General features: G+C 67.9%; 18 protein-coding genes. 10 read left to right on the top strand and 8 right to left on the bottom strand.

Annotated features, from left to right (window positions below):
- Positions 1–144 precede the first annotated feature (144 nt).
- Together NOV65_RS05275 and NOV65_RS05270 are read right to left on the bottom strand one after the other, a co-directional pair.
- Positions 145–942, bottom strand: a complete 798-nt coding sequence (locus tag NOV65_RS05275; protein ID WP_257304920.1) for a carbon-nitrogen family hydrolase — start codon at positions 940–942, stop codon at positions 145–147.
- Between the two features lie 168 nt (positions 943–1,110).
- On the bottom strand, positions 1,111–2,184 hold the full coding sequence (locus NOV65_RS05270; protein ID WP_257304918.1) for an NAD(P)/FAD-dependent oxidoreductase: 1,074 nt from the start codon (positions 2,182–2,184) through the stop codon (positions 1,111–1,113).
- 409 nt (positions 2,185–2,593) lie between these two features.
- Between NOV65_RS05270 and NOV65_RS05265 the strand changes: the two genes are divergently transcribed.
- From NOV65_RS05265 to NOV65_RS05235, 7 genes are all read left to right on the top strand, one after another.
- A complete protein-coding gene (locus NOV65_RS05265; protein ID WP_257304917.1) occupies positions 2,594–2,986 on the top strand; it encodes a hypothetical protein in 393 nt (130 codons plus the stop codon).
- 69 nt (positions 2,987–3,055) lie between these two features.
- Entirely contained in the window at positions 3,056–4,450 is a 1,395-nt protein-coding gene (locus tag NOV65_RS05260) for a TolC family protein (RefSeq protein WP_257304915.1), read from the top strand.
- Between the two features lie 11 nt (positions 4,451–4,461).
- Positions 4,462–5,922 (top strand): efflux RND transporter periplasmic adaptor subunit, encoded by a 1,461-nt coding sequence (locus tag NOV65_RS05255; RefSeq protein WP_257304913.1) that lies wholly within the window; start codon positions 4,462–4,464, stop codon positions 5,920–5,922.
- A gap of 10 nt (positions 5,923–5,932) precedes the next feature.
- Positions 5,933–9,253, top strand: a complete 3,321-nt coding sequence (locus NOV65_RS05250; protein WP_257304911.1) for an efflux RND transporter permease subunit — start codon at positions 5,933–5,935, stop codon at positions 9,251–9,253.
- Positions 9,254–9,370: 117 nt separating this feature from the next.
- Positions 9,371–9,598 (top strand): hypothetical protein, encoded by a 228-nt coding sequence (locus tag NOV65_RS05245; protein ID WP_257304910.1) that lies wholly within the window; start codon positions 9,371–9,373, stop codon positions 9,596–9,598.
- 75 nt (positions 9,599–9,673) lie between these two features.
- Entirely contained in the window at positions 9,674–9,919 is a 246-nt protein-coding gene (locus NOV65_RS05240) for a hypothetical protein (RefSeq protein WP_257304909.1), read from the top strand.
- A 224-nt stretch (positions 9,920–10,143) separates the two neighbouring features.
- Positions 10,144–11,784 carry a M4 family metallopeptidase gene (locus NOV65_RS05235; protein ID WP_257306014.1) on the top strand — a complete coding sequence of 547 codons (1,641 nt, stop codon included), beginning with the start codon at positions 10,144–10,146 and terminating at the stop codon, positions 11,782–11,784.
- Between the two features lie 66 nt (positions 11,785–11,850).
- Here the strand turns inward: NOV65_RS05235 and NOV65_RS05230 are convergent, their stop codons facing one another.
- From NOV65_RS05230 to NOV65_RS05220, 3 genes are all read right to left on the bottom strand, one after another.
- The gene (locus NOV65_RS05230) at positions 11,851–12,153 is read right to left on the bottom strand and encodes a hypothetical protein (RefSeq protein WP_257304907.1); all 303 of its coding nucleotides are present in this window, start codon (positions 12,151–12,153) and stop codon (positions 11,851–11,853) included.
- Positions 12,154–12,281: 128 nt separating this feature from the next.
- Positions 12,282–12,920 carry an NUDIX hydrolase gene (locus NOV65_RS05225; protein ID WP_257304906.1) on the bottom strand — a complete coding sequence of 213 codons (639 nt, stop codon included), beginning with the start codon at positions 12,918–12,920 and terminating at the stop codon, positions 12,282–12,284.
- Complete coding sequence (locus NOV65_RS05220) at positions 12,917–15,142, bottom strand: RelA/SpoT family protein (protein WP_257304905.1); 2,226 nt, start codon at positions 15,140–15,142, stop codon at positions 12,917–12,919. Before NOV65_RS05220 ends, NOV65_RS05225 begins: the two co-directional genes overlap by 4 nt.
- 104 nt (positions 15,143–15,246) lie before the next feature.
- Between NOV65_RS05220 and NOV65_RS05215 the strand changes: the two genes are divergently transcribed.
- Genes NOV65_RS05215 through NOV65_RS05205 form a run of 3 tightly spaced genes read left to right on the top strand, consistent with a single transcriptional unit; the run spans position 15,247 to position 17,037 of the window.
- The gene (locus tag NOV65_RS05215) at positions 15,247–16,107 is read left to right on the top strand and encodes a tRNA1(Val) (adenine(37)-N6)-methyltransferase (RefSeq protein WP_257304904.1); all 861 of its coding nucleotides are present in this window, start codon (positions 15,247–15,249) and stop codon (positions 16,105–16,107) included.
- 25 nt (positions 16,108–16,132) lie between these two features.
- On the top strand, positions 16,133–16,552 hold the full coding sequence (locus NOV65_RS05210; protein ID WP_257304902.1) for an FKBP-type peptidyl-prolyl cis-trans isomerase: 420 nt from the start codon (positions 16,133–16,135) through the stop codon (positions 16,550–16,552).
- Positions 16,516–17,037, top strand: coding sequence for an FKBP-type peptidyl-prolyl cis-trans isomerase (locus NOV65_RS05205; protein ID WP_257304900.1), 522 nt, complete (start codon positions 16,516–16,518; stop codon positions 17,035–17,037). The genes NOV65_RS05210 and NOV65_RS05205 overlap by 37 nt, the downstream gene beginning before the upstream one ends.
- Positions 17,038–17,043: 6 nt before the next feature.
- Here the strand turns inward: NOV65_RS05205 and NOV65_RS05200 are convergent, their stop codons facing one another.
- From NOV65_RS05200 to NOV65_RS05190, 3 genes are read right to left on the bottom strand one after another with little or no spacing between them, the layout of a single operon-like run.
- Positions 17,044–18,420, bottom strand: coding sequence for a M20/M25/M40 family metallo-hydrolase (locus tag NOV65_RS05200; protein WP_257304899.1), 1,377 nt, complete (start codon positions 18,418–18,420; stop codon positions 17,044–17,046).
- A gap of 8 nt (positions 18,421–18,428) precedes the next feature.
- The gene (locus tag NOV65_RS05195; RefSeq protein ID WP_257304897.1) at positions 18,429–19,961 is read right to left on the bottom strand and encodes a carboxypeptidase-like regulatory domain-containing protein; all 1,533 of its coding nucleotides are present in this window, start codon (positions 19,959–19,961) and stop codon (positions 18,429–18,431) included.
- Complete coding sequence (locus tag NOV65_RS05190; protein WP_257304896.1) at positions 19,958–20,773, bottom strand: response regulator; 816 nt, start codon at positions 20,771–20,773, stop codon at positions 19,958–19,960. Before NOV65_RS05190 ends, NOV65_RS05195 begins: the two co-directional genes overlap by 4 nt.
- Positions 20,774–20,831: the final 58 nt, after the last annotated feature.

The raw sequence follows: 20,831 nt of genomic DNA, 5'->3' as shown, positions 1-20,831 counted from the left end.
ATCTAGGTCCCCAAGGGAACCGAGGAAGGGTCGATCGCGTCCTTCCAAGGTTTATGCAGGGATTCCGAGTCCGTGTTTCCCCGGGAGACACATCCGCGGGGAGGTCAGAGGGCCAGGCAGGAGGGCGGTCATACCTAAGAGTGGTCAGCCATTCAGCCTCGGATAGAGGTCCGGCCGCCGGTCTTTGAGCGCCGGGAACCGCTCACGCCAGGCCCGCAGGGCGGCGAGGTCGATGTCTCCGACGATCAGCCCCTCGGTGGCGTCGCCCTTCGCGATGACCTCGCCGAAGGCGTCATGGATGGTCGATGCCCCGGGGTAGTCCAGGTCCATCGCATCGCGGCCCACGCGGTTGACGCCGCAGACGGCCATCTGGTTCTCGATGGCGCGGGCGGCGAGGAGGGTGGACCAGGCGGCGATGCGGCGCACGGGCCAGTTGGCGGGCACGAACACAACTTCGGCGCCCTTCGCGGAGAGGGCGCGGAAGGGTTCGGGGAAGCGCAGGTCGTAGCAGATCTGCAGGCCGCATGGGATGCCATCCACCTCGAACAAGGGGCAGTCCTCGCCGCCGCTGTAGTGTTCGTGCTCCTCGCCGTAGGAGAAGGGATGGAGCTTCCGGTAGGCCGCGAGCAGCGAGCCGTCCGGCGTGGTGACGAAGGCCGCGTTGCGCGGGTGGGGCGTGTGGGCCTCCACCGCCGAGCCCACAAGGTAGAGGCCGAACTCACGGGAGAGCGCCGCCACGGCCTCCGTTGTGGGGCCGGGGATGGCTTCCGAAAAGGGCTCCGGCGCCATGGTGAAGCCCAGGGTGAACAGCTCCGGGAACACGGCCACCCGCGCGCCGGAACGGGCCGCCTGCTCGACGAAGCCTCGGGCCCGGGCGAGGTTCGCGGCCGGGTCCTGCCAGACCGTGGCCTGCTGGACGAGGGCGACACAGAGCGTGGTCATGGGTCATCCAAAAGAATGAAGGAACCGCGAAAGACACGAAGGGGCGCGAAAGAGAAAAGCAAACCACCAAGACACCAAGAAAATCGGCTTTTTTTGGGCAATCTTTGGCGTCTTGGTGGTGATCCCGTTCCGTATTTTCTTTTCGCGATATTTAGCGCTTTTCGCGGTTCAGAGCCCTTGCTTGAAGCGGTCAGGACTTAGCGGCCCGGCGGTGGTCTTGCGCAGGTAGCAGTCGGCGGCGAGCTGGCCCACGGCGAGGCCGCTGGTCATGCCGTGGCCGCCCAGGCCCGCCGACCAGAACAGGCGCGGGTTCCAGGGGTCCCAGCCGATGACGAAGCGGCGGTCCGGCGCGAAGGTGCGCAGGCCGGTCCAGTACCGGGTGATGGGGCGTTCTGCCAGGTCCGGCGCCAGTTCCCGCAGGCTGAGGAAGAGGCCTTCCAGCGCGGTGGGATCGGTATCAGGCTGACGGCCGCGCGAGGGCAGGGGCACCGCCACCTCCTCGCAGGGGCACATGAGCAGGCCGCCGCTTTCAGGGCGCAGGTAGAAGGGCCGGTCCACCCACCAGGCCCAGGGTTCCTGCTGGGGATAGGCCGCGCCACTCCAGACCAGGGAGCGCCGCAGGGGGGTGTAGGCGATCTGGGAGCCCGCCAGGCGGCCCAGCTCGCCGGCCCAGGCGCCGGCGGCGATGGCCAGGGCCTTCGCCTGCAGCGGCCCGCGATCCGTGTCCAGGTCGAAGCCCGTGTCCGTGGCCCGCAGGCCGGTCACGCCGCAGCCGAAGCGCAGGTCCGCACCGCCGGCCCGGGCGCCCTCGGCGCAGGTCTGCAGCAGGCCCGCGGCGTCGATGACCCCGTCGCCGGGGATGGCCAGGTGTTCCGCGGCCCGCAGGCCGGGCAGGGGGATGCCCGCGCCGCGGTGAACCTCGACCCCGTGGTGGGCGGCCTCGGCCTCGAAGGCGTCCAGGGGACCGCGCTCCACGCTCACCAGCAGGCCGCCACCGGCGGTCATCAGGCCAGCTTCCGCCAGGCGTCGGCAACCCCCCACCGTCAAGGCCGTGTGCTCGTCCCTTCCCGTCAGCGACCGGGCCACGGCGGCATTGTGGCCGCTGGCATAGGTGCCGGGCTGGTCCTCCCGATCCAGGAGAACGATGCCCCGCTGTCCGGCTCGGGTCAGGTGGAAGGCGAGGCTCAGACCGGCGATACCGCCGCCGATGATCACCACCTCTGCCGTCTCAACCGTGCCCATCTCATTATCTTAGAGTGCCTAACAAAATTCCGCGCCACCGCGATGAAGCCAGGCGAGAGGCACCGCGAGGAAGGGCCCGCAGGGCGATGTGGTTGCATCGTCCAAGGGACCTGACGCTGCGGGGCACCCGCCTGGCTTCATCCCTCCGGGCGAGGGGCGGCGGGCTTCTCGATGCTGCGTCAGGCTCGGATCGCGTAGTCCCTGCTACGCTCACCTCGCCTTCCCTGCCTCGCTCGCCCGGCGCCCCTCGCGCGGTGCCGTGGGGGTTTGTTAGGCACTCTTTGCGCCGATGCCCACCAGACCTGCGTCCGCCCCGGCGCGGGACCCCTCCCGCTGTGACCGGCGTCAAGCTTTGCGTGTTGCCACATGGGTGGAAGGCCTATGATGGGAAGCATCCGGAGGTTTCTCCGTGCGGACGATCCTGCGCGCCATCCTGGCCATCGCGCTGCTCCTGGGCGGCTGGGGCGGGGACTGGGCGCTGGCCGGCAGCCGGGCGGCGCAGCCCCACGACTGCTGTTGCGGGACCATGCCTGGGGGCATGGGGGATTCCTGCCCCTGCCCGAAGCCTGAAGGCAATCGCACACCGTTGCGGGGCGCCTGCGCCGAGCGCCAGGTGGTGGCCGTCCAGGCCGCGCGCCGAACCGAGCAGGGCGAACGCCGGACCGAGCCCCGGCCCGAGCCCATCGGCTGGGCCCGCGCGACTTCCGACGTCGCTGCCACGACCGCCCACGTTCCCGCCAGGGGCGGCCGCGACCCGGATCTGGGACGGCATCTGGCGCACCTGAGCACCTTCCGGATCTGATCCGGGACTGAGCGAAGCTCTGCCTGCCTGCGGGCAGGCCGTTCCCTCTTTCCCTTTCCGGAGTTTCCCATGCGCACGCTGCTGCGCCTGGCCCCGGCCCTGGTGCTCGCCGCACCGGCCCTGGCCCAGGCCCCCCTTCACGACCACCCCTCCCCTGCGCCTTCAGATGCCGATCCCGTCCTGGCCTCCCTGCTGGCCGAGGCCCTCGGAAAGCATCCCGACATCCAGAAGGCCGATGCGGCCGTGCGGATGGATCAGGAGCGCATTCCCCAGGCCGGCGTGCTGCCGGATCCCTCCCTGTCGCTGGGCATCCAGAACGACGGCTTCAAGGAGCTCCAGATCGGCAAGATGGAGACGAGCTACTACAGCGTCGCCTTCACCCAGCCGTTTCCCTGGCCCGGCAAGCGGGGCCTGCGGAAAGAGGTGGCGGCCGCCGGGGTGGATCTGTCCGAAGCCACCCGGTCCCGGGTGCTTCTGGGCTTGGAGGCCGACGTGCGGCGCGGCTATGCGGCTCTGCTGCTGATCCGGGGACAGAAGGTGCTGCTGGCGCAGCAGGCCGTCTTCCTGGAACAGTCCGAGCGCCTGGCCCGCACCCGCTATGAGGTGGGGCAGGGCAGCCAGGGCGATCTGTTGCGGGCCCAGCTGGAGCTCACGCGCCTGAAGCAGGCGACGTGGTCCCTGGAGGCCGAGGAACGGTCGACCCTCGCGGGCCTGAACCGCCTCCGCCAGCACGATCCGGCGGATCCCATCGCCATCACGGCGGCCCTGGCGGACTTGCCCGAGCCGGTCCTCCTCACTCCGGACCAGGTCGAGGCCCGCAGTCCCGAACTCGCTGGCGCGCGGGCGAGCGTACGCCAGACCGAGAAACTGCTGGACCTGGCGAAGCTGGACCGCCGCCCGGACTTCGCCGTCACCGCGGGCATCATGCCCCGGGGCAGCCTGGATCCCATGTGGCAGGTGGGCGTGAGCATCTCCCTGCCCATCTACGGCCGCCACAAGCAGCAGCGCGCCGTGGCCGAGCATGAGCACCACCGCCGCGGCCAGGGTGCCGAGGTGGAATCGGTGCGCACCCTGCTCCGCCAGCGCACGGAGGAACGTACCATCCAGATCGAAACGTTGCGCCGTACCCGGGACCTCTACCGCGAGGGCCTGCTGGTGCAGAGCGAAGCCAATTTCAAGTCGTCCCTGGCGCAGTACGAAGCTGGTCGCGCGCCCTTCCTCGGCGCCCTCGAAGCCCTCAACGGCTGGGTGGGCGACCAGGGCGCCTACCTGCAGACCCTGGCCCAGCTCCAGGCCCAGTACATCGCCCTGAGCGAAGCGGCCCTTGGACCCACGGCTTCCGTCAGCGGAGGGTCGCTGGCCTCGGCCAGCTTGTCCACCGGCGCCGCCGCGCCCATCGCTGCAACCTCCGCCAAGGTCCCGGGCAAGGCCCAGGACAGTGGCCCCGCCGCCATGAAGATGTAGGAGATCCCGCCATGAGTCTCGATCAACCAACCTTCGATCATCCCGCGCCGTCCCGCGCCTCACGCGTCCGCACCTTCGGCCTGGTGGCCCTGGGCCTCGTCGCCGGCATCGGCGGCACGCTCCTCCTGCGCCCCGCCCCCAAGCATGACCACGACCACGAAACTGCCAGCGCGACGGCGCCCAGGAAGCAGATGTACCAATGCCCCATGCATCCGCAGATCATCCAGGACCACGCAGGCACCTGCCCGATTTGCGGCATGGACCTGGTGCCCATGGAAAGCGACGTGCCCAAGGACAAGGGCAAGATCGTCTACTACGTTTCCCCCATGAACCCGAGCCAGACGTCCCAGGTCCCCATGAAGGACGAGATGGGCATGGACTATGTGCCGGTTTATGAAGGCGACCTCAAGAATGAGGGGGCTGGGCTCGACACCCACGCGACCGTGAAGATCGACCACGAGCGCCAGCAGCTCATCGGCCTGCGGACCGAAAAGGTGGCCGAAGGGACCGTGAGCGGCGAACTGCGGGCCCTGGGCCGCGTGGCCGTGGACGAGACCCGTGTCCGCAAAGTGAACGTGAAGGTGGAGGGCTTCGTGGAGAAGCTCTTCGTGGATTTCGTGGGCAAGCCCGTGGCCAAGGGCCAACCCCTGTTCAGCCTCTACAGCCCCGAATTCGTCAGCGCCCAGCGGGAGTACCTCCTGGCCCTCAAGACCCAGAAGGCTCTGTCGGGCGGCTCGCTGCAGAGCAGTGGCGGCGACCTTCTGGAAGCGGCGCGGCGCCGTCTCACCCTCTGGGACGTGCCGCAGGCGGCCATCGACAACCTGGAGAAGACCGGCGAGGTCCTGCGGGCCCTCACCCTGCGCAGCCCCATCTCGGGGGTCGTCACGGCGAAGAACGTGGTGGAGGGCGCCCGCATTACACCAGCGGACATCCCCTTCGAGATCACGGACCTGAGCCGGGTCTGGGTGCTGGTGGACATCTACGAGGCTGAATTGGGCCGCGCCAAGGTGGGCACCCCCGCCGAGTTGACGGTCCAGGCCGCGCCCGGGAAGACGCTCAAGGGGCGGATCGCCTTCGTGGATGCCGTGATGGATCCCAAGACCCGCACCGCCAAGGCCCGGGTGGAGTTCCCGAATCCCGGGGGCGTCCTGAAGCCCGATATGTTCGGCGACGTGGTGCTCAAGGGGCAGGGGCGCAAGGGCCTCATCATCCCTCTGGATGCGGTGCTGGATGCCGGCACCACCAAGGTCGCCTTCGTGGCGCTGGGGGATGGCAAGTTCGAGCCGAGGGAGGTCACCACGGGTACCACCGCGGGCGAGCAGGTGGAGATCCGGTCCGGCCTCAAGGCAGGTGAAGAGGTCGTCGTCCGTGCCAACTTCCTGGTCGATTCCGAGTCCCGCCTGAAGGCGGCCCTGGCCCATCTCAGCCAGAAGGGCGCGGCCAATCCCGCACCTTCTGAGCATAAGCACTAGGGGAGTCGAGATGAGCGCACATGTGGGCTACGACCCCGAACACCCGACTTTTCTCCAGCGGATCATCCGCTTCTCGGCGGAGAACCGCTGGCTGGTGATGGCCGCCTCGGTGGTGCTGATCGCCATGTCCTTCTGGACCATGCGGAACATCCCGCTGGATGCCCTGCCGGATCTCAGCGACACGCAGGTCATCGTCTACACCAAGTGGGACCGGAGCCCCGACATCGTCGAGGATCAGGTGACCTACCCCATCGTCACGGCGCTGCTCGGCGCGCCGAAGGTGAAGGCCGTACGAGCCTTGTCGGATTTCGGTTTCTCCTATGTCTATGTCATCTACGAGGACGGCACGGACATCTACTGGGCCCGGTCCCGCACGCTGGAGTACCTCAGCAAGATCACCTCCAGCCTCCCCCCGGGCGTGACGCCCGTCATCGGCCCCGATGCCACCTCCGTGGGGTGGATCTACCAGTACGCCCTGGTGGATCACAGCGGGAAGCACAGCTCGGACGAGCTGCGCTCGTTGCAGGATTGGTTCCTCCGCTACGGCATCCAGAGCACGCCGGGCGTGGCGGAAGTGGCCACCGTGGGCGGCCAGGCCCGGCAGTTCCAGGTGCAGGTCGATCCCAACAAGCTGGCGGCCTACCGGATCCCCATCGAGTCCGTCATCGGCGCCGTGAAGTCGGCCAATTCGGAGGTCGGCGGACGCCTGGTGGAGTACAGCGGACGCGAATACATGGTCCGGGGCCGGGGCTACGTGAAGACCACCCATGATCTCGAACAGGCGGTGCTCAAGGCCGAGAACGGCACGCCGGTGCGCCTGGGCGAGGTGGCCATGGTGACCCTCGGGCCCGAGATGCGCCGCGGGATCGCGGATCTGGACGGCCACGGCGATGTGGTGGGCGGCATCGTGGTGATGCGGCAGGGCGAGAACGCCCTGAACGTGATCGAACAGGTCAAGGCGAAGATCAAGGATCTGAAACAGGGCCTTCCCGAGGGCGTGGACGTGGTCACCGTCTATGACCGCTCCGAGCTGATCCATCACGCCATCAGCACCGTGAAGCACAAGCTCATCGAGGAGATGATCGTCGTCTCGATCATCATCCTGATCTTCCTCTGGCACGTGCCTTCGGCCATCGTGCCCATCATCACCATCCCGGTGAGCGTCGCTCTGGCTTTCATTCCGATGTACGGCATCGGCCAGAATGCCAATCTGATGAGCCTCGCCGGCATCGCCATTTCCATCGGCGTGCTGGTGGACGGGGCCATCGTCGAGGTGGAGAACGCCTACAAGAAGATCGAACGGTGGATCGCGGCCGGGAAACCCGGGAGTTTCTACCACGTCAGGCTCGAAGCCTTGATGGAAGTAGGGCCGAGCGTCTTCTTCTCGTTGCTGGTGGTGGCGGTGAGCTTCCTGCCCATCTTCACGCTGGTGGACCAGGAAGGGCGGCTGTTCAAGCCCCTGGCCTTCTCCAAGAACTTCGCCATGGGCATTGCGGCACTCCTGGCGTTGACCCTGGATCCGGCCATGCGCATGCTCTTCGCGCGCATCGAGCCCTTCCAGTTCAAGCCCCGATGGCTGGCCTGGACCGCCACCCAGATGGTCGTCGGGAAGTACTACGCGGAGGAGCGGCACCCCATCAGCGTCTTCCTCCACCGGATCTACGAAGGGCCATGCCGCTTCGTGGTGAAGCATGCCAAGGCGACCATCGGCATCGCCGTGTTGCTGGTGGTGGCCACCATCCCCGCCTTCGTGAGCCTGGGCAGCGAGTTCATGCCGCCCCTGAATGAAGGGACGCTGCTCTACATGCCCTCGACGCTGCCGGGCCTCAGCCAGACCGAAGCCCAGCGCATCCTCCAGGTGCAGGATCGCCTGATCCGCACCGTGCCCGAGGTGGCAGGCGTCTTCGGCAAGGCGGGGCGGGCCGACACATCCACCGACCCCGCGCCCTTCTCCATGATGGAGACGGTGATCACCTTGAAGCCCGAGGACCAGTGGCGCGAGAAGCCCCGCTGGTTCAGCGCCTGGGCGCCGGACTTCCTGAAGGCCATCCTGCGCCCCGTGTGGCGGGATCGCATCACCCAGGAGGAGATCGTCGCCGACCTGGACCGCGTGGTGAAACTCCCGGCCATCCCCAACGCCTGGACCATGCCCATCAAGGCGCGGCAGGACATGCTGTCCACCGGCATCCGCACGCCCGTGGGCCTCAAAATCAACGGCGCGGACCTGGACACCATCCAGCAGGTCGCCGTGGAAGCGGAGCGCATCCTGTCGGGCGTCCCGGGCACCCGCAGTGCCTTCGCGGAACGCACGGCCCAGGGCTACTTCCTGGACTTCGTGCTGAAGCGGGACCAGCTGGCCCGTTACGGGCTCAGCGTCGAGCAGGCCAACATGCTGGTGATGACCGCCGTCGGCGGCGACAACCAGAGCACCATCTACGATGGCCGGGCGCGGTACCCCGTGAACGTGCGCTACGCCCGGGACTACCGCGAGAGTCCCGATGCCCTGAAGCGGATCCTCGTCCCCACGCCGACGGGCGCCCTGGTGCCCATGGAGGAGATCGCGGACCTGAAGTGGACCAACGGTCCCGCCATGATCCGCGACGAGAACGGCCAGATGAACGGCTACGTGCTGGTGGACTTCGACACGTCGAAGCTGGATGTGGGCACCTACGTCCAGCACGCCAAGGCCGCGGTGGAGAAGGAGCTCAAGCTCCCGGCGGGCTACAGCCTCACCTGGTCCGGGCAATACGAAAACATGATCCGGGTGAAGGAGCGCCTGAAGATCATCCTGCCCATCACCCTGGTGCTGATCTTCGGCCTGCTCTACGCCAACACCAAGAGCGCCTTCAAGGCCTCGGTCGTGATGCTGGCCGTGCCCTTCAGCGCCATCGGCGCCTTCTGGCTCCTGTGGCTGCTCGGCTACAACATGAGCATCGCCGTGTGGGTGGGCCTCATCGCCCTCATGGGGCTCGATGCGGAGACGGGCGTCTTCATGCTGCTCTTCCTGGACCTCAGCCACGACGAGGCCCGGAAGGAGGGCCGCCTGAACACCACGGGCGACCTGGTGGAGGCCATCATCCACGGGGCCGTGAAGCGTGTGCGGCCCAAGGCCATGACCGTCTTTGCGGCCTTCATGGGCCTGCTCCCCATCATGTGGAGCACGGGCACCGGCGCCGATGTCATGAAGCGCATCGCCGCCCCCATGGTGGGCGGCCTGGCCACCAGCTTCCTCCTTGAGCTGCTGGTCTATCCCTCCATCTACTACCTCTGGAAGCGCAAGGAGGTGGTGGAGGGTCCAGTCACACCTGATCCCGTACTGGAACCGGCCTGAATCCCTCGAAAGTCCCCACCTGCTCTTGCTTTCCCGAGTTCCCCCCACGGCGGTGCCCAAGAACGGCCCAGGTACCGCCGGCGATCAAAGGGCCGATCACCGAACAAGGAACCCCCCATGCTCAACCTCCTGCTGACTCTGGCCATCGCAGCCAGCCCCCAAGGCAAGCCCGCCACCAACACCAAGTGCCCTGTGCTGGGCGGCAAGGTGACCGAAAAATCGAAGACCGTGGTGGTCCGCGGGCAGGAATACCGCCTGTGCTGCGCTGGCTGTGACGCCAATCTGCTCAAGGACCCTGACAAGTACCTCGAGAAGGACGGCACGCCGAAGAACGCGAAGAAGTAGCCGGGAATGGACGCCCCCCGGCCGTCCGGCCGGGGGGCCAGGGCTACAATGGGACCCGATCCCTCTGGAGGTTCCATGCTTCCCGCCGCCCTGCTCACCCTGGCCGTCCTGGCCGCCCCCGCTCCCGAGAAGGCCAAGCCCGCCACCAACACCAAGGACCCTGTCTGCAAGATGACCGTGGATGCGAAGTCCGCCACCGCCACGGTGCGGGGCCGAGAGTATCGCGTGTGCAGCAAGCAATGCGGCGAAGCGCTGCAGAAGGATCCCGATAAGTACCTGGAGAAGGACGGATCGGTGAAGGCTGAGAAGAAAAAGGCCTGACCCTCGCGTTTTCCAAGGCCCAGGGGTGGTGGAAGCGGGTTCTGCACCCCTGGGCTTCGCCCTGTCGGCCCACCCCAATATGCAACCCGTGTTACTGGAATATTTATTCAAATGATTTCGACAAGGTCGAAAAATTAACATCTCTTAATGGTCGGTAGTAGGATCGTGGCCCTAGGTTGGGACAACCACCCCAATCACGTTCCTTTGGAGGTCCCGTGCGCCACATGGTTCCTTTCCTCCTCCCCGCCTTTCTCCTGGCTGCCCCGCCCGACCAGGCCCGGACCGATGCCCTCGCCCGGGAGGCCCGGGGCCATTTGACGGCCCGTGCGTTCCAACTGGGCCTCGACCAGCACCTGGGCTTCGCCTTCAAGAACCGTGTCGCCGATGCCTTCGGCGAGGACCATATCCGCCTGGACCAGACCTACAAGGGCGTTCCCGTGCTGGAGGGCGAAGCCATCGTCCACTTCCGGAATGGCCGGGTACGGGCCGTCACCGATGACCTGGTGCGTGGCCTGGCCCTGAACGTGGAACCCACCCTGGGACGCGGCGAGGCGCTGGCCGCCGCCCACGCGGCCCTGGCCCCCCGCGGGAGCTACACCTACGAGCCGACGGCGACCCTGGTCGTGGCCAGCCTCGAGGCCGGCGAACCCGGCCGCGGCAACCGGCAGGTGCTGGCCTATCACATCCACACCGAGCTGGAGAACGGCGCCCAGGAGACCAGGCACACGGACTTCCTGGTCGACGCCCACTCGGGCAGGATCCTCGAATCCTGGGATACCCTCCGCACGGCCGGGGCCAGCGGGACGGGCCAGTCCCAGTGGTACGGGACGGTGGCTCTCAGCACCAACAGCACGGCCACGGGCTACGAGCTACGGGATATGACTCGGGGCACAGGTGGCACCTTCAACAACAACGTCACGACCAACCTGCTCAACGGCACCTCGGGTGCGGGCACGATCTTCACCGACGCTGACAACGCCTGGGGCGACGGGCTGCAGTACAACGGCACCGCGGGCATGGGCGCCAATGCCCAGACCGCCGGCGTAGACGGCCACCGGGGGATGCAGGCCACCTGGGACTTCTACCTGAATGCGTTCGGTCGGGATGGAATCGATGATGCCGGCACGGCGACCTTCAGCCGCATGCACTACAGCAGCCAGTACGACAACGCCTTCTGGTCCGACAGCTGCTTCTGCATGACCTACGGCGACGGCCAGGTGGGTGGTTCCGTCGGCGAAGCGGATCTGGACACCGCAGGCCACGAGATGAGCCACGGGGTGTGCTCCGCCACCGCCAACCTCCAGTACCGGAAGGAACCCGGCGGGCTGAACGAAGCCAATTCCGATATCTTCGGCACGCTGGTGGAGTTCTACACCCTGAACAACAGCACCGGAAGCACCATTCCCAGCACCGCCGGTTCCGGGCCCATCACCGCCAACTACAAGCTGTTCGAGAACAGCTGGGGCCATGCCTACCCGAATGAGGCCCTGCGCTGGATGTACAAGCCCAGCCGCGATGGCCGCAGCCCGGACTTCTACAGCAAGACCCTCGGCCGGCTGGATGTCCACTACAGCTCCGGCGTGGCGAACCACTTCTTCTTCCTGCTGGCCCACGGCAGCCAGGTGGACAGCCTCTGTGACAACATCGCCTCGCCCATGACCAACGACGTCACCAGCATCACCGGCATCGGCAACGACAAGGCCGGCCGCATCTGGTACCGGGCCCTCACCGCCTACATGACCAAGCGCACCGACTACGCGGGTGCCCGGGTGGCCACCCTGAACGCCGCCGCGGATCTCTACGGGGCCAGCTCCACGGAGTACGCCACCGTGAACACCGCCTGGCTGGCGGTGAACGTCAAATAGGATGGAGCGCCCAGAATGCGCCACGCGGTGACCGGTGGGCCACCGCGTGGCGCAGACCGCGCCGGCTCAGGGCGGGGGCAGGCCGAGGGTCCGCAGCAGGGCGATCAGGGCCTTGAAGGCAGGATGATCCGGATCGCCTTCGTCATCCACGGCCAGAAGGTTGCGGGACTTGCCGGGTCCCTGGACTTCGATCTCGTACCGGTAGCAGTCGGCATTGATGGGTTCGTGGCTGCTGGTCAGGTCGGTCAAGTCCTCCAGCTGGAGGGCGAGGGCCCTGTGGGACTCCGCGTCCAGCCGGGTCGCATCCACGGTGCCCAGCAGCTCTTCGATGGCGCCGGGTCCGCCGGTCTTTCGGATGGTGAGGATCATGGCTCCTCCGCGCCGCTCACGGGAGGTCCTGGCCAGGGCCGCGTGGGCGGGCCGGAAATGTAGGGTCGTCCATGAGGGGTGTCAATCGACCGGGAGATCAGGTTCCGCGCCTGGGTTCTACCCGCGCGTCAGCTGCTGCCAGGGGCGGGATCGGCGCAGTCCTTGAGCACATCCAGCCAGGCCTTCAGGATGAACGCCGTGGCACCCCAGAGTGGGGCCTGGGGCAATTCGAGCCGGGGGACATCCAGGGCCAGGCCGTGGCGCTCGAGGCGCTCGATGGTCCAGGGCGCTTCCATGAGGGGGACCAGAGGCAGCATGAGGATCTGTTCCAGCTCGTGATCCAGATGGAATCTGGGGTCCGGGTGCTCCCAGCGGAAGAAGACCGGGGTGAAGCGCACCCGGGCCTTGGCCACGCCATCGGGGAAGCAGCCCAGCTCCCAGAGCCCCTCGGACACCCCGATCTCCTCGGCTACCTCGCGCCGGGCCGTGGCGGGCAGATCCCGGTCGCGAGGCTCCACCATGCCGCCGGGGAAGGCAAGCTCGCCTGGGTGGTGGGGCGCGCCGTAGCCGCGCTGAGCCACCACGAGCTTGCGGGCGCCCGCGGCATCGCCCCAGAGGATGACGCCCACCGCCGCGCGCCGGGGATCCTCTGGGATGCGGGCGCTGATCTTGTGCGGATTCGGTCCGAGCTGGGGACGGCGCAGGCTTTCCGCGATGCGGGGCCAAGGGACCGGCGGCGCTTCGGCCGGGGGGCGCCAGGTGTTCATTTCACCTTCCCGAACACGGACCCCTTCACCCGCTCCACGGTGTAGACGCCCCGGATGCGACGCAGGCTGGCCATGAGCTCCACCAGGTGGGTCCGGTCCCGCACCCGCAGGGCGATGTGGAAGAGGCCGGCGCCCTCCTCCGTGGCCGAGCCGTGGAAGCGCTGCACGTTGATGCCCACGCGCTGGATGCCCTCGGAGATGGCGGCCACCATGCCGGGCCGGTCCTCGGTGGTGAGGGCGATCTCCGTGTCGTAGAGTTCCGTCCCGTGCTTGCCCCAGGCCACGTTGACGCGGCGCTCCGGGTGCATGGTGCCCTTGGTGAGCTGGGGGCAGTCGGCCCGGTGGATGGCGGTGCCGCGGGTGCGGGTGATGTAGCCCACCACCTCGTCGCCCCAGATGGGCTTGCAGCAGGCGGCCAGGGCATAGAGGATGCCGGCGGTGTCGCCCACCACCACCGAATCCATGAGGTTGGAGACGTTCTCCTTGGGCTTGGCGCGCTCGGGTTCGGGGATCAGAGGCTCGAGGAGCTTGTGGACCGTGATGCGGCCGAAGCCCAGGGCGGCATAGGCCGCGTCCCAGTTCGCCAGTTTCAGCTCTACCAGCCGCGCCTCGAGCTTGGCCTGGGACTCGGGATCGTCCATGCGCACGCCCAGGACGCGGGCCTCCCGCTCGAGCCGTTCCCGGCCGAGGGTGACGGCATGGGCGCGCTCCTCCTCGCGGATGAAGGCCTGGATGCGGCTCTTGGCGCCGGCGGACTTCACGAAACCCAGCCAGTCCCGGCTGGGCTTGTGGTCGGGCCGGGTGAGGATCTCCACGCGGTCACCGTTCTGGAGGGTGTGCTTGAGCGGCACCATGCGCCCGTTCACCTTGGCGCCCACGCAGCGGTGGCCCACCTGGGTATGGATGGCGTAGGCGAAGTCCACGGGCGTGCTGCCTTCCACCAGGCTGCGGAGATCGCCCTTGGGGGTGAAGACCTGGATGCGGTTGAAGTTCAGCTCGCCGCGCAGGTTGGCCACCAGGTCGCGGCTGTCCTGGGCGTCCTGGTGGAGTTCCACCATGCGGCGGAGGAAGGCCACCTGGTTGATCTCCAGGCGGTTCGCGATGCGGCCGTCCTTGTAGGTCCAGTGGCTGGCGATGCCGGCCTCGGCATGGAGGTGCATCTCCTCCGTGCGGATCTGCACTTCGAAGATATCGCCGGAGCTCATCAGCACCGTGGTGTGGATGCTCTGGTAGCCGTTCTCCTTGGGCAGGCTGATGTAGTCCTTGAACTTGCCGGGGACGGGGCGGTAGAGGCCGTGCACGAGGCCCAGGGCCGTGTAGCAGCTGGCCCGGTCCGGGCAGATGATGCGGTAGGCCAGCCAGTCGTGGATGTCCTCGAAGCCCTTGGCCTGGGCGCCCATCTTCTTCCAGATGCCGTAGAGGTGCTTCACTCGGCCGTAGACATGGGCGTTGATACCCTGCTGGCGCAGGATGGCCTGCAGGGAACCATGGATTTCCTGGATGGTGCCGGAGAGCTTGGCGCGCTTGGCTTCCACCGCGTTCTTGAGGTACTCGTACTGCTCGGGCTCCAGCTGGCGGAACGCGAGATCCTCCAGCTCCAGGCGCACCACGCCCATGCCCAGGCGGTTGGCCAGGGGTGCATAGAGCTCCAGTGTCTCGCGGGAGATGCGGCGCCGCTTCTCCTCCTCCATGACACCGAGGGTCTTCATGTTGTGCAGGCGATCCGCCAGCTTCACCAGCAGCACGCGCACATCCTTGCCCATGGCCACCAGCAGCTTGCGGACGTTCTCGGCGTTGAGCAGATGCTTGTCCGTGAAGGCCAGCTTGCTCATCTTCGTGAGGCCGTCCACGATCTCGCCGATCTCGTCCCCGAACTGCGCCTTCACCTGGGGCAGGGTCATCAGGGTGTCTTCCACCACGTCGTGGAGGAGCCCGCAGGCCACGCTCGCGGCATCCAGCCGCCAATCCGCCAGGCTCTGAGCCACGGCCAGGGGGTGGAAGAAGTAGGGCTCGCCGCTCCTGCGAAGCTGGGTGGCGTGCATGTCCCGACCCACGGTGAAGGCCCGGCGCAGCAGGGTCACATCCCCCTTGGGGTGATGCAGGAGGAAGGCCGCCTTCACCCGGTCGAAGGCCCCGTCCAGGGTGAGACAACTGTCCCCTTCGCAAGCCGTGCCTTCCCCCTCGCGGAGGACGGGCTCCAGGGCTTTCCCAGGTACGGCCATGTTTGAGTGTCGCGCAGCCGCTGTCCAGATGCCAGACCGGAAGTGCGGGAAACAGGAGGGAAGCCTCGATCCATGGGCCAATCCCGATCTGCCACACTCGTCGGATGCCGCGACGATCCGCTTTCGACGACGCCTCCAGCTACAAGGGCTGGGCGCGCCCGGGCCCCACTCCGCCGGGCGGCGTGGAGCTGGAGCTCGGCGAAACCCTCGATGGCCTGTGCGGGCGCTGGCGGATTTTCCAGTTGGAGAAAGGCAACCGCTTCAGCACGGACGACCTGGTGACGGCCTGGTACGGGACCACCTGGTGCCCGCGGGCGGGCCGCATCGCGGACCTGGGCTCGGGCATCGGCAGCGTGGCCCTCCTGACCGCCTGGCGCTGCCCCGGCGCCGTGGTGCATACGGTGGAGGCCCAGGAGCAGAGCCTGCACCTGGCCCGGAAGAGCATCCGCTACAACGGCCAGGAGGGCCGGATCTTCCCGCGCCTGGGCGACCTCCGGGATCCCGCCCTGTTCGCGGACGAGGCGCCCTTCGACCTGGTGACGGGCACGCCTCCCTATTGGCCCGAGGGCCACCGCCTGCCGGCAGCGCACCCCCAGTCCGTGCCCGCCCGTCTGGAGGTGCGCGGCAGCATCATGGACTACGCGCAGGCCGGGGCCCGGATCCTGGCGCCCGGCGGGATCTTCGCCTGCGTCTTCCCCAACGATCAGCGCGAACGCGCCCTGGCCGCGCTGCGGGAGGCGGGGCTGCTCTGCCTCCACCGCCGCGAGATCGTCTTCAAGGAAGGCGAGCCCTACGGCCTGGATGTCTTCGCCGCAGCCCGCCAGCAGGATCTGGCCGATGACTTCGAAACCCGGGCCGAATGTCCCGACGTCGAGCCCCCCATCCTCATCCGCCATGCCGACGGCAGTGTGGATCCCGGCATCGCTCGCGTAAGACTCGCCGTGGGGTTCCCACCGGGGCTGTGACCGCCCGGATCTCGTATCCTGGACCATGCGCCTGTCCAGCCTGCTTTGCCTTCCCTTGGCCGTTCTTGTCCAGGGGGCCCCTCCCGAGATCGCCGTGCCGCCGGCCGAGGCCATCCGTACCGTCACCGGCTTGGCCTACCGTGTGATCCAACCCGGACGGGGTGGGGCCCAGCCCACACCCGGGGATTTCGTCCGGGTCCATTTCACGGGTTGGGGGTCCGATGGCGCAGTCTTCGCCAATACCAGGGCCCAAGGGGAGGCCCCCTACCTCGGCCTGGAACGCGTGCTGCCCGGAATGCGGGAAAGCCTGCAAGCCATGACGGTGGGCGAGCAGCGGCGGGTCTGGATTTCCGAGGCCCTGGCCTTCGCCGGTGCCAAGGGGAGGCCCCCTACCTCGGCCTGGAACGCGTGCTGCCCGGAATGCGGGAAAGCCTGCAAGCCATGACGGTGGGCGAGCAGCGGCGGGTCTGGATTTCCGAGGCCCTGGCCTTCGCCGGTGCCAAGGGCCGGCCGGCCGGGACCGTGGTGATGGATCTGGAACTGCTTGAGGTGGTTCCCGATCCCCGACATCCTCCGGCGGATGTGGCCGCTCCGCCGGAGGATGCGACGCTCCTCCGCTCAGGCTTGGCCTTCAAGGTCCTCAAGCCGGGAACAGGGAAGACCCACCCGGCGCGGTCCAGCTGGGTCTCCATCCATTACACCGGCTGGACCACGGACGGAAAGATGTTCGAAAGCTCACTCACGAAAGGCAACCCTGTACAACTGCAAGTGAAGGACACCGTCGAAGGCTGGATCGAAGGTCTCCAACTCATGGTGGTGGGCGAGCGGCGGCGTTTCTGGATCCCCGAGAAGCTGGCCTACCAAGGCGCCCGCGACATGCCCCAGGGCATGCTGGTCTTCGAGGTGGAGCTGGTGGGGATCAGCCAGTGACCCGGTCTAGTTGAACCGCACGTCGGACTGGGCCAGCGCATAGGCGAAGCTGGCGAGCGCAGCGGCGTTGAAGGCGAGGTCGTCCTGGTCCACCTTGTCGAAGGTGTCGGCCTGGGTGTGGTGGATGTCGAAATAGTGGGTGGCGGCGTGGCCCACGCCGATACCCGGCACGCCCTCGGCCACCATGGGACTCACGTCCGCGCCGGAACCACCCAGCCGCAGGTCGATGGCGCCGAAGGGCTCGACGGCGCCCAGCTTTTTCAGCGAGGTCAACGCACCCGCTTTGGTCTCCGGAGTGGCCTTGCTCAGATCCAGGCTGAAGGCTTTGATGCGCTCGCTGCCCGAGTCGGTCTCGAAGGCGGCGATGATCTGGCCGAGCTCGGCGCGATGGGCATCACGGTAGGCCTTGCCACCGCGCAGTCCGTTCTCCTCGTTGGTCCACAGCACCACGCGGATCGTGCGGCGGGGCTTCAGGCCCAGGGTCTGGATGAGGCGCGCGGCCTCCATGGCGGTGACGGTGCCGGCGCCGTCGTCCTGGGCGCCCTGGCCCACGTCCCAGCTGTCGAGGTGGCCGCTGAGGATGACCACTTCATCGGGCTTCTCCGTGCCGCGGATCTCGGCTACCACATTGGCGGAGGGAGCATCGGGGAGCGTTTTCGCGCCCATCTCCAGCTTCATGCGGATGCGCTCGCCCCGGGCCTGCATGCGCCGCATCTGGGTGGAGGCCTCGATGGTCACGGCGGCGGTGGGGATCTTCGGATAGGCCGGGTCATAGTCCATGGCGCCGGTGTGCGGGGTGTCCAGGCTCACGGGGCCTACCGACCGCACCAGGGCGGCCGCGGCACCGTATTTGGCGGCCCGGGAGGCGCCGTCATGCCGGTAGACCACCGTGTGGCCATAGCCCTTGAAGGGCACGTCGAAGAGGACGATCTTCCCCTTCACGGCCTCGCCCAGCTTGTCGAGTTCATCGAAGGAACCCACCACCACCACGTCCGCCGTGAGGCCGCCCTCGGGCGTGCCCACGCTGCCGCCCAGACCCAGGAGGTTCACCCGCTGGGGGGCGGGCGACAGCAGCTCGGCGGATTCGTGCCCGCGCACCCAGTGGGGCACCATGGCGGGCTCGGCGTGGACATTGGTGAGGCCGGCGGCCTTCAGGCGCGCCTGGGCCCAATCAATGGCCTGGTCCAGCTGGGGCGAGCCGCTCAGGCGCGCTCCGATGTGGTCGCAGAGCCAGGCGAGGTCCGCATAGGCGCCATGGGTCCGGAAGGCCTCGGCGCGCAGCCGTTCGGCCGTGGCGTTGGCGGCCGGGGAGGACGTCTGGAGCGGTGCCTGGGCACCCAGACAGGCCGTGGCCAGGAGGAAGAGGCAGCGAGCTGATTTCATGCCTCATCTTACTTGGCAGAACCTCGGGCGCGGGACTTTTTTGCCAAGGGTTGGGTCAGCGCCAGCCGGACCCGCATGCGGCCGCCGGCATCGGTGTCGAGGACTTCCCAGGACAGGGGCCCGCTGTGGCCCTTGGGGTTCTCGCCGGGGCCCAGGTTGAAGGCCGCGTCATCCAGTTCCCAGCGCCTGCAGGGGAAGCGGGGCTTGGGCGGTTCGGGGCTCCCGGGATGGGCGTCCACCACGCGCACGGGCCCCCTGGGTTCGTCAGGGCTGAGCAGGGAGGGATCGACGGTCGCCACGATCAGCCCCTCGTAGCCGGGGCCGAAGCGCCCACCCACGCGGCCACGCTCGAAGCCCCAGGGCCGGCGCACTTCCAGGCTGAAGAAGCGGCCCTTCTTCCGCGGGTCGGGCAGGGTCACCCACTGGGGGTCGGCACCCGGGGCACGGGAGATCGGGGCGATCCAGCCCTCCCAGCTCCGGCCCTTGACTGCAAGGTGGCGGACCTGGTCCCGGAAATACCCTCGATACCAGAGCTCTGAGCGCACCCAGGCCGTGGGATGGGAGGGGCTGTAGCCGGTGTCCTCCACCCAGGGGCCCTCCTCGGGGTGGGAGCGATCCCAGCCGCGGTACTGGCCCGCATCCATGAGATCCCAGATGCCGGCCGTGAGGGGGTCTTTGCAGTCCAGGTAGAGATCATCCACGCGGTGCTCGCCCATGGCGTGGAAGGCCTCGTGGACGATGTTGCCGAGAGGCACCTCTTCAGTCATGAAGATCAGCGGCCAGCGCCGGGTCTTGTCCCAGGGCAGGGGCAGCAGGAAGCTCACAGCCTTCAGGTCCGCCTCGTCCGCTGTCAGCGACTGGGGCTTGCCGGGCGTGATGATCCAGAGGTGGTCGGGCTTGCCATCGGGGTGGACGGCTCCGGTGCGGTTGTCCAGGCGGTCGCATTCGTCGAGTTCCTCGCCCTGCAGACGCTCCACCACCCATTCGGCCAGGCCCAGCTTGTGAGCATCCGTCCGCGGGGCCGGGTGCTCGGCGCTGCGGAGCTTGAGGAAGCGGCCCTCGACGAGGGACAGGGCGCCCTTGCTGACTTCGTACAGGTAGTTCGCCGCGCTGGCCACGCCGGGGCGGCGGGAGAAGATCAGCTCCCGCAGGGCGCCGTCGGGCAGCTTCGAGTGCTCGTCCGTGAAGTCGAGGCGCACGAGGAAGACCGCCTCCTCGCGATGCCGGGGCTCCGGGCTGAGGGCGAGGTCGCCGGGCCATCCGGCGGTGGGCACGAGGTCGCGGCGCCACCCATCCTTCTCGACCGCCAGCACGGTGTCTCCGGGCTCCAGGTCCAGGTGGAAGCGGCCCTCCGCATCGGTGACGGCCAGGGGCGGGTCCGTGGCGGGCGACACCCGGGGCTGGCGATCTGGATAGACCCGCACGCCGGCCAATCCCCGGTGGCCATCCGTGACGCGGCCATCCATCGCTGCGAGCGGAGAGGAGAGCGCGGCCAGGAGGCCGAGGGCGGCGCCGAGGCCGCGACTGGAACGTGGGGTCATGCCTGGCCGACGAGTTTCTGGAGGTGGGCGAGCCGGGCCAGCAGGCCCAGGCGACGGCGAGTCTCCGCTGCCACCAGCGGCTTCTCCAGGGCATCGGCCACGGGCTCCCGCAGGCGGGACCAGGTCTCCAGCTCACCGGGGTCATACAGCAGGAGGATGGGCAGGTTCTTCAACTCCTCGGACTGGTGCAGGGTCACCGCCAGATGCTGGGCGCTGCCTTCGGAGAGATCCGTGTCGAGCACCAGCAGGTCGGGCCGGTGGGTGAGGATCTGGGCCCGGGCCTGGCCTTCGCTCTGCGCCTCGAGGAAGCTCGCCTGGTCTTTGCCGAAGTGGTTCTGGACCTGGGAGAGCACCAGCTGGCTGGCGGAGGCCACCAGCACCTTGGGACGGGCCGGGGCCAGCGGCCCTGTGCGGAGCGACAGGGCGCGCACGCGGAGGTGGGTCTGCACGCGCACCTGGAGCAACAAGGTGTTGGCGGGTTTCCGGATGAAATCGTCGGCACCCGCCGCGTAGCTGCGATCCTTGGCATCCCGGCTCAGGGCCGTCAGCACCAGCACGGGAATATCCGCCGTGGCTGGGTCGGACTTGATGTTTTCACAAGCCTTGAACCCATCCATGGAGGGCATGACCACGTCCATGATCACCATGTCTGGTTTTTTTCCACCGGTCTTGAGGCGCGCCAGGGCCTCCTCGCCATTGGCCGCCACGAGCAACTGGTGTCCCAGCGGCTGCAGCTCCGCCTCCAGCATGCGGCGCTGCAGGGCGTTGTCTTCCACCATCAGGATGGTCATGGGAGACGCGAAGTGGGACAAGGTGGCTCCTTGTTCTCGAGTCTTGAGGGTAAGGGGCCCATCCATTCCGATCAACTCT

Origin of the sequence: Geothrix campi (assembly GCF_024609265.1) — a bacterium.
Lineage (GTDB): Bacteria > Acidobacteriota > Holophagae > Holophagales > Holophagaceae > Geothrix > Geothrix campi.
The sequence above is the reverse complement of the archived record's forward strand: the minus strand, read 5'-3'. Positions and strand labels throughout refer to the sequence as shown.

Bases quoted from the DNA above. Each gene is read 5' to 3' on its own strand.
- NOV65_RS05255 (WP_257304913.1), top strand. From the start codon at position 4,462: ATGAGTCTCGATCAACCAACCTTCGATCATCCCGCGCCGTCCCGCGCC.
- NOV65_RS05235 (WP_257306014.1), top strand. From the start codon at position 10,144: ATGGTTCCTTTCCTCCTCCCCGCCTTTCTCCTGGCTGCCCCGCCCGAC.
- NOV65_RS05250 (WP_257304911.1), top strand. From the start codon at position 5,933: ATGAGCGCACATGTGGGCTACGACCCCGAACACCCGACTTTTCTCCAG.
- NOV65_RS05270 (WP_257304918.1), bottom strand. From the start codon at position 2,184: ATGGGCACGGTTGAGACGGCAGAGGTGGTGATCATCGGCGGCGGTATC.
- NOV65_RS05225 (WP_257304906.1), bottom strand. From the start codon at position 12,920: ATGAACACCTGGCGCCCCCCGGCCGAAGCGCCGCCGGTCCCTTGGCCC.
- NOV65_RS05200 (WP_257304899.1), bottom strand. From the start codon at position 18,420: ATGAAATCAGCTCGCTGCCTCTTCCTCCTGGCCACGGCCTGTCTGGGT.
- NOV65_RS05210 (WP_257304902.1), top strand. From the start codon at position 16,133: ATGCGCCTGTCCAGCCTGCTTTGCCTTCCCTTGGCCGTTCTTGTCCAG.
- NOV65_RS05245 (WP_257304910.1), top strand. From the start codon at position 9,371: ATGCTCAACCTCCTGCTGACTCTGGCCATCGCAGCCAGCCCCCAAGGC.
- NOV65_RS05215 (WP_257304904.1), top strand. From the start codon at position 15,247: ATGCCGCGACGATCCGCTTTCGACGACGCCTCCAGCTACAAGGGCTGG.
- NOV65_RS05275 (WP_257304920.1), bottom strand. From the start codon at position 942: ATGACCACGCTCTGTGTCGCCCTCGTCCAGCAGGCCACGGTCTGGCAG.
- NOV65_RS05195 (WP_257304897.1), bottom strand. From the start codon at position 19,961: ATGACCCCACGTTCCAGTCGCGGCCTCGGCGCCGCCCTCGGCCTCCTG.
- NOV65_RS05260 (WP_257304915.1), top strand. From the start codon at position 3,056: ATGCGCACGCTGCTGCGCCTGGCCCCGGCCCTGGTGCTCGCCGCACCG.
- NOV65_RS05220 (WP_257304905.1), bottom strand. From the start codon at position 15,142: ATGGCCGTACCTGGGAAAGCCCTGGAGCCCGTCCTCCGCGAGGGGGAA.
- NOV65_RS05230 (WP_257304907.1), bottom strand. From the start codon at position 12,153: ATGATCCTCACCATCCGAAAGACCGGCGGACCCGGCGCCATCGAAGAG.
- NOV65_RS05240 (WP_257304909.1), top strand. From the start codon at position 9,674: ATGCTTCCCGCCGCCCTGCTCACCCTGGCCGTCCTGGCCGCCCCCGCT.